The organism is Laedolimicola sp., assembly GCF_051972735.1.
Lineage (GTDB): Bacteria > Bacillota > Clostridia > Lachnospirales > Lachnospiraceae > Laedolimicola > Laedolimicola intestinihominis.
In genome coordinates this window covers 14,758-30,166 of record NZ_JBOKYU010000030.1, presented here as the reverse complement: position 1 = coordinate 30,166, position 15,409 = coordinate 14,758, and the positions used below count along the sequence as shown (strand labels likewise).

Sequence of the window (15,409 nt, the reverse complement as noted above, 5' to 3'; positions counted from 1 at the left end):
TTACCATTCTGAGCGTCTGCCACAGCACAAGCATGGACAGAAAAATAGAAAGCACATCCCCGTAGATATACGCGCTGAAAATCAGAAGCGGAAAGCAGCACGCCATCAGCAGAAGGTAGCACGCTTCCACTCTTCTTTTGTCAAATAAAAGGCTCACAATCCGGTAGCCTGCATAGACCGTTCCCAGGATCGCAAACACATTTCCCAGCTGAAGAGCCGTATAGTTATGCAGTCCAAAGAGCCGGAAATTCAGCTCCTCCCAGGCCGTCAGTCCCACCTGAAACGGATAGTAATACAGATATTTTCCATATTCCAGACGGCCATAATTGCCCTGTGCAAAGCGCTCGGCGCTGGTGGCTACCATATACTGATCGGCCACCGGCGTGCTGGCTGCCAGGAGCACCCAGACAGCTCCAAAAAGCAGGCACCAGATCAGTACGATAAGAAGCAGGCACCTTACCTGTCTTTTTCCCCGTACCGCGTCTTCTGAAATGCAGCAGGCAATCCGATAAATCACCCGACCCAACAGCGCCGCCCCCAGAAGGATCAGCGGAAACCAGGCTATTTTCACATAAGGCTTCTCTATGGAATAATCCGCGACAAAGTACCGGGTAAAAATCAGACTCGTAACCGTCAAAACCAGAAAAATCAGAGTGCTCAAAAACCAGACAGCCTTACAGGACAGACTCTCCAGCGTCCACTTTTTTTCATGCTTCATGAACGTTTTCCCCCGCTTTTTCCTTCTTCAACGCTTTTTCCGTAAGTCCGGCCAGTCCTTCTGCAGCCGCCGGAAGCAGCAGCACAAAATAGAACAGACCATATCGTCCCTTGACCTCCCAGGCCAGATGGAACAGATAACCGCCCAGCAGGATCAACACCGGCAGACACGCTTCGATCCGGTATCTTCGTCTCCATGCCAGTACCGCAAAGGCACAGGCTCCCAGGAAAATCAGCGACTGATAACTGTTCATCCAGAATTCCAGCCGCGGAGTATCCTGGCTTCCGGCGCTCACTTCACAGCCGTAGCCGGCGTCGTTCCACTGGCTCACGAATTTATGGCCAAAGAAGGATACTGCCGCCTTCGGATGCTCCGCAAACCCCTTCACGGAAAATGCGATGGCTTCCTTCGCAATGGCGTCGGCCTCCTCCGGGTTGTAACCTGCCTGTTCCTTATAGACCTTATCCGGGTACTCGTTCCACCAGCCCGCGGTCATGCCCTCACCCTGGAGTCCCATGGCTACCCAGAGCGTCTTCGGCATGCCCCGGTCGAGGGGCCAGCCGCTCCGGTGCTCATAGAGCTTTGTCATGGCCGGCTGCGAAAGCAATAGCGCGGCCAGGAACGGAATCATCCAGACGGCCAGCTTCTTCCGGTGCTCCGCAACGGCTTTTATCAGCGCCGTAAGAATGATAGCTACCGCCGCGATCAGCGCGTTATTTTTCATATAAACGGCGAAAACAAGCGCCAGAATCATCAAAATCAGATCCCGCAGCTTTTCCTCCCGCAGCCACCGCAGGAACATCCAGAGGCCGAAGGAAACTGCTGCAATTGCCAGAACTTCTCCGTAAATTACGTTTGTATACACAAAAAGCGGAACACAGCCAGCCGCCAGCAGCAGGAAGTTCACCTGCGCCCGGTCCTTCCGGAACAGTTCTCCCGTAATCGCGCAACCGCTGACCACAAATACCAATACGCCCAACGTATTCACCATCCGGAACGCGAAGAAATTCTCATAACCAAAGATGCGGTACACGATTTCCACCAGAAGGGCCTGTCCGGCCTGATGGGGATAGGTGTAGAGATAATCCATGGCGCTCTCGTTCAGATCGCTTAAAGCAAAGCCGCCGCCGATGGCGTGAATGTACAGGGGATCTGCCCGCAGCGCACTCTGAGCCAACAGATTCCAGGCGATGCAAAACACCGCGCAGTGGGCCAGCACCACGCCCAGCAGGATGTGGAGATTCCGCTTCCGGTTTGCTTCCTTTTTCAGAATCCACCGGCCCGCCATCCAGAGAGCTGCCAGCGAAGCCGCCACAAACAGGAGGATAAGCGGCACCGGATCCACCGTCTGGGACGGTACCTCCAGATCGTTGCTCTCATAAATGGTGGTGAAAATCAGGCTGTACAGAAACAGAAAAGCTGTGGGCAGTCCGGCCAGGAGTAAGATGACGCGGCTGAAGAGCTGTTCAGTCTTTTCTGTCTGAAGCTTAGCCGCAAAGGCACGTACCCGTCTGCCGACTCCGCATTTTTCCCATAGCCTTCCTAATTTCTGCAGGAACAGATCCCAACCGCAGGCGGCGGAGGGGATTAGCATAATAAAATAAGGCAACACATACCTGGATTTTGCCTCCCAGACAACGTAAAAGAGAAAACCGCCGATAACTACAATCAGCAGAGACAGCTGCTCCACCGGAATCTTTTTTCGAATTATCAGAAGCAGGAACAGAAAGGCTCCGAAATAAATCACGGACTGATATACGTCCATAAAGCGCACAAAGCCCGGCCAGAGATCGCCCTTGTAAAGCCGATCCATAAAGGTGCTCCGCTCCTCGATTCTACGGTTGGTCTCCTGCAGACAAGAATAGGTGGGCTCTACCCACTGACTTCCGATCTTGCGCCAGAAGAAGTCCGCGGCATAGGCCGGATGCTCTTTAAAATTCGTCAGAGATTCCATCACAGCTTCCATACCAATCTGCTTCGACTGCTCCTGATCTCTTCCGCACTCGTCCACAAAGACGTCGTAGGCAAAGCCATTGTACCAGCCGGCCTCCCGCTCAATGCCGTCGCTTCCGCCCTCCTGCAGGCCCATGGCCACCCAGAGCACCGTCGGCATACCATTTTCCAATGAAAAGCCCAGCCGTTGCTCATAGAACTTATCAAGAGCCGTATGGCTCATGAAAAACATGGCAAGGCACAGAAGCAGCACCAGACCGTGACGCAGCTTTTTGTCGGAAATCATTTTTACCAGAAGGACGCAGGCGATGGCCGCAATGACGATATAGCAGTTGCTCCGTACCAGGCAGGCCAGGGTCAGCGCCGCGCCCAGCAGCACGCCGTAGCGGATCTGCCGACGCTCCAGATATAATAAAAGCGCGTAAACAGCAAGAAAAGAAAGGCACACAGACAGCACCTCTCCGTAGACAAAACACACATAAATATATAAAGGATGACAGCACAACATCAGGAGCAGAAAATAGACTGCCGGCTCCTGACGCTTCGTGGTCATTCTTATGATTTTGCAGCCCAGATATACGATGGCTCCGGCGCCCAGCCCGTTCAGCACCTGAAAGGCGTGATAGTTCTCGGGACCGCAGATCCGGTAGACCAGCTCCAGCAGCGCAATCAGTCCCATCTGGTGGGGATAGGAGCTCAGATAATCAATATCGCTGGCGCTGACGTCATTCATGCCGTGTGCCAGCTGATCGCCCCAGAAGGATACCAACTGCGGATCCCACATCATGTGGTATTTGCAGGCAAAGGCCCAGACGATTCCGTAGACTGCCGCATAGATACAGGTAAAGGCAAGCAACAGGCGGATGTTCCGTTCCCGGTGCTTCTCATTTTTTAAAATCCAGTGTCCGAGATACCCTACAGCCGCGATCAGTAATACCACCAGAATCACCAGACTTACCGGCGAGCCCCAGGTCTGCACCGGCATCTCGTCATGATTGGTTGGAAATTTTCTTGTGTAAAAAATACTATACAGGGACAGGAATCCCAAGATTAGGATTCCTACCCCTGCTGCTACACGACTGCAAAAAAATTCAAACTTTTTTGTGTCCATAAACATTCCTTTGTCTTACTTAAAATATGCTACGCCGGACTCAAAGATCTTCATGTCCTGCTCTCCGTAAATATTGATGGCAACGGAGTCGCCGCGGCGCTCGGAGTGCGCCATCTTGCCAAGGATACGTCCGTCCGGACTTGTGATTCCCTCAATGCTTGCGTAGGAACCGTTTACATTCCAATACTCGTCCATGCTGGCTTCGCCATCCGGATTGACATACTGGGTCGCTACCTGACCGTTCGCAAAAAGCTTGTCGATCCACTCCTTGCTCGCCACAAAACGTCCCTCTCCATGGGAAGCCGGATTTACATAAGTCTTGCCCAGCTCTGCGCCCGCAAGCCACGGTGACTTGTTGGTCATTACCTTGGTGTAAACCATCTTGGAGACGTGACGGTTAATGGTATTGAAGGTCAGGGTCGGAGAATCCTCTTTCTGTCCCACGATCTCGCCGTAGGGTACCAATCCCAGCTTAATCAGTGCCTGGAAGCCGTTGCAGATACCAAGTGCCAGTCCGTCGCGCTCATTTAAGAGCTTCATCACTGCTTCCTTCATGCGGGCGTTCTGGAAGGCCGTCGCGAAGAACTTTGCGGAACCGTCCGGTTCGTCGCCTGCGGAAAAGCCGCCGGGGAACATGATAATCTGTGCCTGATTGATGGCCTTCTCAAATTCCTCTACGGACTCGCGGATATCCTCTGCAGTCAGGTTGCGGAATACCTTGGTAATCACGTCCGCGCCTGCTCGCTCAAAGGCTTTGGCGCTGTCATACTCACAGTTTGTGCCCGGGAATACCGGGATAAATACGGTGGGACGCGCTACCTTATGCTTGCATACATAGACGCTGTCCGCCTTGTAAAGCGGGCTTTCCACCTTCTCGGCTCCTGCCACTGCGGTGGTGGGGAATACCTTCTCCAGAGGCTCCTCCCAGGTCTTCAGCGCTTCCTCGGTGTCAATCTTCATATCGCCGTAAGCGAAGCCGCTTTCGGTCACCTCACCGATTACGGTATAGGTTACGCCAAGCTCGCCCACCTTGTCTGCGGGAACCTCGGCTACGATGTCGCCGAAGCCTGCGGTAAACAGGTCTCTCTTATCTACATTGGCCTCGATCTTTACGCCTAAGCGATTGCCGAAGGACATCTTGCTGACCGCGGCTGCCAGGCCGGAGCCGTCCAGAGCGTAGGCAGACAGAATGCGGCCTGCCTTTACATCCTCGAAGAACTTGCCGTACAGCTCCTTGATCTCCCCGTAATCCGGCAGATCGTAAGCGTCTCTGTGAATCTGCACCAGAACCAGCTTATTACCGGCTTTCTTCAGCTCCGGTGTGATGATGGTCTTGTCGCTGGCCACGTCCACCGCGAAGGATACCAGTGTAGGCGGTACGTCGATCTCGTTAAACGTACCGGACATACTGTCCTTTCCTCCGATGGAGGGCAGACCGAAGCCCAGCTGCGCGCTGTAAGCGCCGAGAAGCGCTGCGAAGGGCTGGCTCCAGCGGTGGGGATCCTCGGTCATTCTGCGGAAGTACTCCTGGAAGGTGAAACGGATCCTGCTGTAGTCTCCGCCTGCTGCCACGATTCTTGCCACAGACTCAATGACTGCGTATACTGCTCCATGGTAGGGGCTCCAGCTGGACAGATACGGATCGAAGCCGTAGCTCATCATGGTAACCACGTCTGTCTTGCCCTTCAGCACCGGAAGCTTCGCCACCATGGCCTGGGTCTCGGTCAGCTGATATTTGCCGCCGTAGGGCATCAGGACGCTGCCTGCGCCGATGGAGCTGTCGAACATCTCCACCAGGCCCTTCTGGGAGCATACATTTAAATCCTTCAAGGTATCCAGCCATTTGGCGCGGACATCCTCGACGTCATTTCTTACAAAGTATTTATCCTGCTCGGTGGGCAGGTCTACCGCTACGGTGGTCTCCTGGTGAGCGCCGTTGGTATCCAGGAACGCGCGGGAGATATTCACGATCTCCTTTCCTCTCCAGGAAAGCACCAGTCTCGGATCCTCGGTGACCACAGCTACGGTGGTAGCCTCCAGGTTCTCCTCTGCAGCGTATTTCAGAAATTCTGCCTCGTCCTTTTTATCTACTACAACAGCCATACGCTCCTGGGACTCGGAGATAGCGATCTCCGTACCGTCCAGTCCCGCGTATTTCTTCGGAACCAGGTCGAGGTTTACCTTCAGGCCGTCTGCCAGCTCGCCGATGGCTACGGATACTCCGCCTGCGCCGAAATCGTTACACTTCTTAATCAGACGGGTTACCTCCGGACGACGGAACAGTCTCTGGATCTTACGCTCGGTGGGAGCGTTACCCTTCTGCACCTCAGCGCCGCAGGTCTCGATGGACTTCTCGGTATGGACCTTGGAGGATCCGGTTGCGCCGCCGCAGCCGTCACGGCCTGTCTCGCCGCCAAGAAGAATGATCAGATCTCCCGGATCGGAGGTCTCACGAATGACGTCCTTTCTGGGAGCTGCGCCCATGACCGCGCCGATCTCCATATGCTTCGCCACGTAGTTCGGATGATAAATCTCTTTTACATAACCGGTAGCCAGACCGATCTGGTTGCCGTAAGAGCTGTAGCCGTGGGCTGCGCCGCGTACCAGCTTCTTCTGGGGCAGCTTGCCCTTCAGTGTCTCCTTTACCGATACGGTGGGATCTGCCGCTCCGGTTACACGCATAGCCTGATATACATAGGTACGTCCTGACAGCGGATCGCGGATCGCGCCGCCCAGACAGGTAGCCGCGCCGCCGAAGGGCTCAATCTCCGTCGGGTGGTTGTGGGTCTCGTTCTTAAAGTTTACCAGCCATTCCTCGGTCTCTCCGTCGATTTCCACGGGAACTACGATAGAGCAGGCATTGATCTCATCAGATTCCTCCTGATCCTGAAGCTTACCCTCGGCCTTCAGCTTCCGCATGGCCATCAGCGCCAGATCCATCAGGCAGACAAACTTGTCCTTTCTGCCTTTAAAAATCTCCGCCCGGTCTGCCAGATACTGCTGATAGGTCTCTTCGATTGGCTTCTTATAATAGCCCTCCCCGAAGCTTACGTCGGTCAGCTCTGTGGAGAAGGTGGTATGACGGCAATGGTCGGACCAGTAGGTGTCCAGCACGCGGATCTCGGTCATGGACGGATTCCGGTGCTCCTCATTTTTGAAATAATTCTGGATATGCTGGAAATCCCGGAAGGTCATGGCCAGATTCAGGGAGTTGTAAAGTTCCCGGAAGGAGGTCTCGTCCATCTCGCAGAAGCCGTCGAAAATCTTCACGTCTGCCGGCTCCTCAAATACAGTTACCAGAGTATCCGGCTTCTCCACCGCCGCTTCTCTGGAATCCACCGGGTTGATACAGTAGCTCTTAATGGCTGCCAGCTCTTCCGCGGAAATGCCGCCCTCAATCACGTAGGTGGTGGCGGTACGGATCACCGGCTGCTCGTCCTCCTTCAGGAAACGGACGCACTGTACGGCGGAATCCGCTCTCTGATCAAACTGTCCCGGCAGGTACTCTACGCTGAACACCTGAGCGTCCGGAGCAGCCTCGAAGCTCTCTTCATATAAAGTATCTACCGGCGGCTCGGAAAATACGGTCCTGCAGGCCCGGGCAAATACCTCGTCCGAGATGTTCTCCACATCATAGCGGATCAGCACCCGCACACCCTTTACATCCTCAATTCCCAGGAAGCTCTGGATCTCCTCCTGAAGCTCCTCCGCCTTTACGGCAAAAGCCTCCTGTTTCTCCACATAAATACTTCTTACGTTGCTCATAACCGACCTCCTAATAATGGTAGTATTTCAGCACGGTATCATACACTTTCGCGTAATTATACCACATTATCCATCTTGTAACAATTCCTGTCTCCATCTTAGCACAAAACTTTCCATAAGTATAATTAATATATTTAAATTAATTTATAACTTTATCTAATGGCTTTTCTCCTTTTTCTGTGTTATACTGAAAAAAAACAAGATCTGACTTCTTAATTGAAAAGGAGATTTTTATGAAACAGCTGCTGAAATTCCGGGGCCAGCTTTTCTTTACGCTGGTTCTGCTTGTTATGATTCTGGCTGCTCCGTTCACCGATTATGTGGAGCGCAATTTTACCTGTGAGGAAATGAACTATTCGGAAGACGTCATCGGTATCGTCACTATGGAAAATGAGACGCTGACTATTCCCGGGGGCGCCGGTTCCGTCCCACTCACCAGCGACGGCCATTATTTAAAAAAGGGTACTTATCATCTGACCTTTGCCGTCACAGCCGATGCGGACGGCAGCACTGTACAGGTATACGATCCCCTGTATCTGAATTCTGACAATACCTCCGGACGCGTGCTGAATGAGGCTCCTGTAGAGCCCGGACAGGAAGAAGTGACCCTGTCCTTTACCCTGGACGACTCCCTGACCTGCGTACAGTTCCGCGTGCTGGCAGAAAATCCCCTTACCTTCCGGGGCATCTATCTGCTCTCAGAGCGGGGCATCTACCGGGATCCGCTGATTCTGGCTGCGCTTATACTGCTGGCCTCCTGCCTGCTTCTGCTGTACCGAGCCCGCCGGAGCATCCGGCCGGAGATCCTGATTACGCTGGCTTTTGCGTCTGTCTGGTCTTCCATGCCGCTGACTCTGCCCTGGCTTTCAAACGGCCATGACATGTTCTTCCACTACAGCCGTCTCTTTTATCTGGCTCAGGATCTGTTTACCCAGCTTCCGGTGCGCATCCATTCCGGACTGTTCCGGGGCTTCGGTTATATGAATCCGACTTTTTATTCAGAATTTTTCCTGTATCCCTTCGCGCTGCTGATTCGACTCGGCATGTCCCCCATCGGCTGCTATCGGCTGCTTCTGTTCTGCGTAAACCTGGCTACAGCAGGCGTGGCATATTACGCTTTTTCCCGCCTGTGCCGTTCCCGAAAGCTTGGCATGACCGCCGCGTTTTTCTACACCCTGTCGGCTTACCGGCTCATCAATCTCTACACCCGCTCTGCTGTGGGCGAGGTTCTGGCGACCGTTTTCCTGCCATTGCTGATGCTCGGCATGTACCAGCTTTTCTATGGAAATTATAAGAAATGGCTGACTGCTGTGCTGGCTTTCACCGCACTTTTTCAGTCCCACATGATTTCCACCGAGCTGGCTCTGGGCTTTGCGGTACTGTTCGCTCTGCTTTGCCTGCCCCGTCTGAAAGACCGGAAGCGGCTGCTTCATATCGTACTCGCGGGCGGCGTCACGGTGCTTCTGAACCTGTGGTCAATTCTGCCCTTCCTCGATTTGATGCGGTATCCGCTGGTATTGCTTGACGACACCCGCAATCTGGCCGGTTATTCCCTGTACGGCATCCAGCTTTTTGATACCGGACTTCTAAACCCGGCGGGCGACGCCCTGGGCCGGGGATCCATCGCCGGGGAAATGCCTTATTCCATAGGTCTTCTCCTGCTAATGGGAAGCCTGCTGTTCCTCGCCCTGTGTCTTCGGAAACGGAACCGGCTTCCGGCCTTCCAGCTTCGGCTCGGCGTCTGGTGCCTGATTTTTGGCTGGCTGTCCGTCTACGCCTCTACCATTTATTTTCCCTGGGAGCGGCTGCAGCGGATTGGGCTCATTAACCGCGTAGCCGGGGCCATTCAGTTTTCCTCCCGGTTTCTGACCTTCGCGACGTTGTTTCTCTGCGTGGTATCAGCTATCGCTGTCTGCGGCTATTTCCGGGAGCGCTCCAGTCAGAAGCTTTTATTTTTCGGCTGCGCTCTCTTCCTGACCTGGTCCGCAGGATCTTATTTCAGCAGCTATGTCAATGAAGCAGACACCTTTGCCACAGCGGAAAATCAGCTGGATCAGATTCAGACCACAGACGTGCTGTACCTGATTTCCGATGACGGAGCCTATTTCAGTACCCGGGAGCTTCGCAGCCAGGACATCACCTTCACCGCGTCGGAGGGTGTTGCGCTGACCAATATTTCCAGAGACGGCACCTGCGCTTCTTTCACCTACGAAAACAGCAGCGGCGCTTCCGATTCCTATGTGGATGTGCCCTTTAACTATTACCCTTATTACCGGGCTCAGGATGAATCCGGACAGAAGCTTTCCACCGGCGTCAGTGATACCCTTGTTCGGCTTCGCGTCACGCTTCCGGAACAGACGCACGGTACTGTCACGATTCGTTTTACCCTTCCGATCCTGTTCCGGGTGGGCGACGCAATTTCCCTGCTGACTGCCATCGGCCTTCTGGCCCTTGCGCTTCTGTCGGCATATCAGAAAAAGAAGGAGTGATTTCATGGATATCAATTACGAGCTTTACAAGGTCTTCTATCATGTGGCTGTAACCTTAAGCTTCTCCGAAGCATCCAAGCAGCTCTTTATCTCTCAGTCGGCGGTGAGCCAGTCCATCAAGGTACTGGAAAAGAAGCTGAACCAGAACCTCTTTATCCGGAGCACAAAGCGGGTGCAGCTGACCCCCGAGGGTGAGATTCTGCTGCGCCATATCGAGCCTGCCATCAACCTGATAAAACGGGGTGAAAATCAGATTATGGAGGCCAATTCCCTGGGCGGCGGCCAGCTGCGCATCGGTGCCAGCGACACCATCTGCCGGTATTTTCTGGGGCCTTTCCTGAGCCGGTTCCACAGGGAATTTCCCGGAATCCATATCAAGGTTACCAACAATACCTCCATTGGCTGCGTGGATCTTCTGGAAAGTGGTCAGGTGGATTTGATTTTTACCAATTACCCTAATTCCAGACTGGGCAATACCGGACATATGACAAAAGTCCGCAGCTTTCAGGACGTCTTTATTGCCAACCGGAATTATTTTAATCTGGAAAATCAGAAATTGAGTTTCAGGGAGCTTCTGAACTATCCGATTCTGATGCTGGATCGCAAGAGTACCACCAGCGAATATCTGCATGCCCTGTTCCAGCAGCATCAGCTGGATCTGGTGCCGGAAATCGAGCTTTCCAGTAATGATCTGCTGCTGGACCTGGCAACCATTGGTCTGGGCATTGCTTTCGTGCCGGATTACTGCCTGCCCAACCATTCCAGCGATCTGTTCCCGTTGACACTGGCGGAAGAGCTGCCCACCCGGCAGCTGATGCTGGTGCACAGTGAGCAGCTGCCGCTGAGTCCTGCTGCAAAGCAGTTTCTGGAGTATTTTACTGCCTAGGACAGTATAGCAAAACACCGATAAGTAGTCTTATTCTCAGACATACTTATCGGTGTTTTTATTTTTCCTGTATCTTCCAGAAGGCCTCGATCTGCTCTCCCACATCCCGGCTCCGGCATCCCCGCACGCCGCTCCACTCCAGCGGAAACATGCGCGTGTACTCGGCTGTCCCAAACCGGTCGTCCAGAAGCAATACCACGCCCAGATCCTCCTCGGTTCGTATAACCCGCCCTGCGGCCTGCAACACCTTATTCATGCCCGGATAACGATAGGCGTAGGCAAAGCCGTCCATCTGCCTTCCCTCATAATACTGCCGCAGAATTTCCCGCTCATTGCAGATCTGGGGCAGACCTGTACCCACGATGGCCGCCCCGATAAGGCTTTCGCCCTTCAGGTCGATACCCTCGGAGAAGATACCGCCCAACACGCAAAAACCCAGGAGACTGCGGGTACAGGCCGGTTCCCGGAAACGGCTTAAGAAGGTCTCCCGCTGTGCTTCCCCCATGCCGCTTTGCTGAATGACGCACTCGGTCCGCCCCTCATCCAGCTCCAGATAGAGATCGTAGACATCTTCCATCATCCGGTAGGACGGAAAAAAGGCCAGGTAATGCCCCATCCGCGCGTTGCTCATCTGCTTCAGATACGCGGCTATCCGCTCATACTCGCTGCGGTTCCGGCGGGTATAGCGGCTGCTCACATCCTGCCCCAGGAGAAGCAGCCGCTTTTCCGGCCTGAAGGGCGACCGGGCGTAGACCGCGTAATCATCCTCCGCCCCCAACAGATGCTTATAATAGGGCATGGGAAGCAGGGTGGCCGAGAAAAAGACGGCGGCCCGCCCCTTATCCAGACAGGCCCGGATGTTCTCCGCAGTCTCCACACAGTAGAGCTTCAGATAGAAGTTTCCATTTTCTCCCAATTCGCTGTAGATCACATAATTTTCATCCAGCAGATCCGCCGTATTCAGGAAATCCCGCAGGGTAAACCAGAATTCCAGCACCTGTGCGTCCAGCTCCGGCTCCAGCCCCTCCTCACGCAGACGGTCCAGCTCCGTGGACAGGGACAGCGTAAGCAAAATCAGCGGATCGATGTTCTCGTGAAGCTGCCAGGTCTCGCACTCCCGCTTGAAGTCCAACAGATACTTATTGCAGCGGTCCAGCAGGCGTTCAGCCTTTTTATCCCTGCCCTTTAACGCCCGCTTCAGCTCCAGAAAATCCTCTTTGCAAAGGCGCGCGCTGAACATCTCCCTCCCCCGCTCCACCAGGTTGTGGGCCTCATCGACGAGGAACAGGTAATCGCCCTTCACACCCTCGCCGAAGAAGCGCTTCAGGCGCGCGTTCGGATCGAAGACATAATTGTAATCACAGATAATGGCGTCGGTCCAGGTCGCTGTGTCCAGGCTCAGCTCAAAGGGACAGACCCGGTGCCGCTCCGCCTGGGAAAGCAGAATCTCACGGTCGATGGCATCCGGGCCGGTCGTCAACAGCTCATAGACCGCATCGTTAATCCGGTCGAAATGCCCTTTTGCATAGGGGCAGGCGTCCGGATTGCAGTCTGGGGTCCCGCAGATACAGAGCTTCTCCTTCGCTGTCAGGGTCACTGCCTTCAGGCGCAGACCCTGAGTCCGTAAGATTCCGAAGGCTTCCTCGGCCACAGTCCGGGTGATCGTCTTGGCCGTCAGGTAAAAGATGCGGTCGCCCAGATCCTCGCCCACGGCCTTCACCGCCGGGAATACTGTAGAAATGGTCTTGCCGACGCCGGTGGGCGCCTGAATAAAAAGCCGTTTTCCCCGGGCAATGGTCCGGTACACGCCTGCCGCCAGATCCCGCTGCCCTTCCCGATAGGCAAAGGGGAATTCCAGAGGCCGGATGCTGGCTTTTCGGATCTGCTTCCACGCGTACTGGAACCGGGCCCATTTCTCATAGCGGGCCATCAGCTCATCAAACCAGGCATCCAATGCTTCTCTCTTATGCTCTGAGCGAAAATACCTCAGTTCCCCGGTCTCCAGGTTGCCATAGGTCATCTGGACGCCGATCCGGGGCAGATCCTGCTGTCTCATATAAATGCAGGCGTAGCAGAGCGCCTGGGCCAGATGCACGGGGACAGGCTCCTCCAGAAGCATCACATCCCGGTACATGCCCTTAATCTCGTCAATGTAGATCTCCCCGTCCTCCGTAAAGATTCCGTCGGCCCGCCCTTCCACCAGGCAGTCGAAGTCGCCCATGGGAACCAGAAGCTTAAGGGCAGCCTCAGCGGTATAATACGCGCCCATCCGCCTCTGGATCTTCCGGTGGAGCCGCCCGCCGGCCTGCATGGCTTCCAGATCCGTCTTCGCTCCTGTTCGATTGTCCAAATCTCCGGATCGGAGAATAAATTCCACCAGGTCCCGCACGGAAATGCGGATCTGCGGCCTTGTCTCTTCCATGTATCGGTCTCTCCTGCTTTTTCCCGGTTGGCTTTCACCAACCGCTGTTCTCTAAAAATATATTGTAGCACAGCCGCATGCTCCTGTAAAATTACCGAAACAAAAAATGCCGGACCACAAGCCCCGGCAACGGCCCCTGATAACGAAGAAGGAGCCTCCGGCATCCCAGGGATGCCGAAGACTCCTTCTTCTGTCGCCGTATTCTTTTATCGGTTAGTTTTAAGCTATTGCAAATTTTGCCAGCACCCGATCAAAATCGCCGTTCTCACCGTGACATTTCACAGTCAGAATCTGATTCAGATCCATGCTCAGCACGCCGAGAATAGACTTGGCGTCGATGAGGATGCGGTTGTAATAAACATCCACATCAAAATCGCACTTGCTTGCGCCCTGTACAAACTCCTTTACGTCCTCTGTTGCGTTCAGCTTAATCTTTTTTGTCTGCATTTTCTTTCACTCCTTTAGGCCTGAATACGAATTCAAAGTCTAGCTCAAAGCGCTTTTGCTTTGATGGACGTATTATGACAGCAAGTCTTTCCTTTGTCAATCCCTGCCGAAATATTTCGTCTGCAGGCTAGTCTACCCGTTTTTTTGGTAATTATGCACAAACATATTCCGCAGTTTTTCGACAATTTTACAATATTCCCATGGTGTTTCCATGAATCTCCATTTTAAAATGTGCCCGGGATGCAGACAACCCAGCATTTCACTTTGTATTTCTGTTGCTTTTTTCAGATATTTCGGATCGTTTCGGAAGGTCCCGGGACTCGATTAACACAAAAATTCCGGATTTTACGCGGATTTCCGCAGTATCTTCGATAATTTCATTGCTGACGCCAAGTCCTGCGCTTCCGGTACTGGTGAAGGTGTGACCGGTCAGATTAAACTTAAAACCGGTCAGATCCACGCCGGTGACCTCGGTAGTCAGAGGAAGCAGGGACACATACTTACCGTACTGCTCCGATTTCTTCAGTCTCGTCTCCCCGTCAATCAGCTGAATTCGGTTATATTCATCCAGAATGACACAGGACACGCCCTTTTTCTTTGCCAGCATCAGGCTCTGAATATTGCCCAGCACATGATCCATACGGGTACCCGTGCCGCCAAGGAGCGTGATTTCACTGCTTCCCAGTTCCAGGGCCAGCTCTATGGCGATCTGACTGTCTGTGGAATCCTTCACCGGATTGAAGCGGCGGATGGGAATATCGGTCTGTGTCTGGTAATATTCCACCAGCTCCGGCGCCGCCGTGTCAAAGTCGCCCACAATCCATGTGGGCTTTATCTGATTGTCATAGCAGAAGCGCAGTCCATTATCCACTGCGATAAACTGCTCAAAGGTTTCATTTTCCAAAAAAGACAGGGCAAAATCGCGCTCGATTCTGCCCCCGCTGATAATTACTGTTCTCATGCTTCACCCAATATCTTCATAAAGTCTGCCACATTCTTCTGCACGTCGCCGCCATATACCGCGGATCCTGCCACGATGATGTTCGCGCCTGCGTCCAGAACAGTCTTCACATTGTTCAGCTTGATGCCGCCGTCTACCTCGATGTCGATCTCGAGGCCGCGGGCCTCCATCATTTTCCGCAGCTCCTGAATCTTTCTGGTGCTGCTCTCGATGTACTTCTGACCGCCGAAGCCCGGGTTGATGGTCATCAGAAGCACCATATCCAGATCCTCCAGCACATAATCCAGTACGTTCAGCGGCGTGGTCGGATTCAGGGCCACGCAGGCCTTCATGCCGTTTTCCTTGATAGCCGCGATGGTCCGGTTCAGATGGGGGCAGACCTCCGCGTGAACGGTCAGAATATCCGCTCCGGCCTCCGCGAAAGCCTTGATATACTGATCCGGATTGTCTATCATCAGATGGACGTCGAATACCATCACAGATTTCCTGCGGATGGACTCGATGACCGGGATACCCAGGGAATAATTCGGGACAAAATGTCCGTCCATCACGTCGATATGCAGGTACTCCGCGCCTGCCTCCTCTACCTTCCGTACATCCTCGCCAAGTGCCGCGAAATCGGCGGACAGGATGGACGGAGCCAGCTTGTTCATCATA

General features: G+C 53.8%; 9 protein-coding genes. 2 read left to right on the top strand and 7 right to left on the bottom strand.

Annotated elements, in window-relative coordinates:
- From ACTRC3_RS08210 to ACTRC3_RS08200, 3 genes are all read right to left on the bottom strand, one after another.
- Positions 1–718: hypothetical protein (locus ACTRC3_RS08210; RefSeq protein ID WP_440322731.1), on the bottom strand; the 718-nt coding region annotated here is incomplete at its 3' end.
- Complete coding sequence (locus tag ACTRC3_RS08205; protein WP_440322730.1) at positions 708–3,782, bottom strand: ArnT family glycosyltransferase; 3,075 nt, start codon at positions 3,780–3,782, stop codon at positions 708–710. The genes ACTRC3_RS08210 and ACTRC3_RS08205, both read right to left, overlap by 11 nt.
- A 15-nt stretch (positions 3,783–3,797) precedes the next feature.
- On the bottom strand, positions 3,798–7,547 hold the full coding sequence (locus ACTRC3_RS08200) for a phosphoribosylformylglycinamidine synthase (protein ID WP_440322729.1): 3,750 nt from the start codon (positions 7,545–7,547) through the stop codon (positions 3,798–3,800).
- A gap of 233 nt (positions 7,548–7,780) precedes the next feature.
- Here ACTRC3_RS08200 and ACTRC3_RS08195 point away from each other — a divergent pair, with 233 nt between their 5' ends.
- Positions 7,781–10,036, top strand: a complete 2,256-nt coding sequence (locus ACTRC3_RS08195) for a hypothetical protein (RefSeq protein WP_440322728.1) — start codon at positions 7,781–7,783, stop codon at positions 10,034–10,036.
- A 4-nt stretch (positions 10,037–10,040) separates the two neighbouring features.
- The gene (locus tag ACTRC3_RS08190) at positions 10,041–10,922 is read left to right on the top strand and encodes a LysR family transcriptional regulator (RefSeq protein WP_440322727.1); all 882 of its coding nucleotides are present in this window, start codon (positions 10,041–10,043) and stop codon (positions 10,920–10,922) included.
- 58 nt (positions 10,923–10,980) lie between these two features.
- On the opposite strand, the gene ACTRC3_RS08185 is transcribed toward ACTRC3_RS08190, so the two are convergent.
- The 4 genes from ACTRC3_RS08185 to rpe form a co-directional block, all read right to left on the bottom strand.
- Entirely contained in the window at positions 10,981–13,344 is a 2,364-nt protein-coding gene (locus tag ACTRC3_RS08185; protein ID WP_440322726.1) for an ATP-dependent DNA helicase, read from the bottom strand.
- A gap of 219 nt (positions 13,345–13,563) precedes the next feature.
- On the bottom strand, positions 13,564–13,791 hold the full coding sequence (locus ACTRC3_RS08180) for an HPr family phosphocarrier protein (protein WP_178039900.1): 228 nt from the start codon (positions 13,789–13,791) through the stop codon (positions 13,564–13,566).
- A 259-nt stretch (positions 13,792–14,050) separates the two neighbouring features.
- Positions 14,051–14,752: a thiamine diphosphokinase gene (locus tag ACTRC3_RS08175; RefSeq protein ID WP_349163275.1), complete on the bottom strand. Its 702-nt coding sequence runs from the start codon at positions 14,750–14,752 to the stop codon at positions 14,051–14,053.
- Positions 14,749–15,405 carry a ribulose-phosphate 3-epimerase gene (rpe, locus tag ACTRC3_RS08170; protein ID WP_178039965.1) on the bottom strand — a complete coding sequence of 219 codons (657 nt, stop codon included), beginning with the start codon at positions 15,403–15,405 and terminating at the stop codon, positions 14,749–14,751. Before rpe ends, ACTRC3_RS08175 begins: the two co-directional genes overlap by 4 nt.
- Positions 15,406–15,409: the final 4 nt, after the last annotated feature.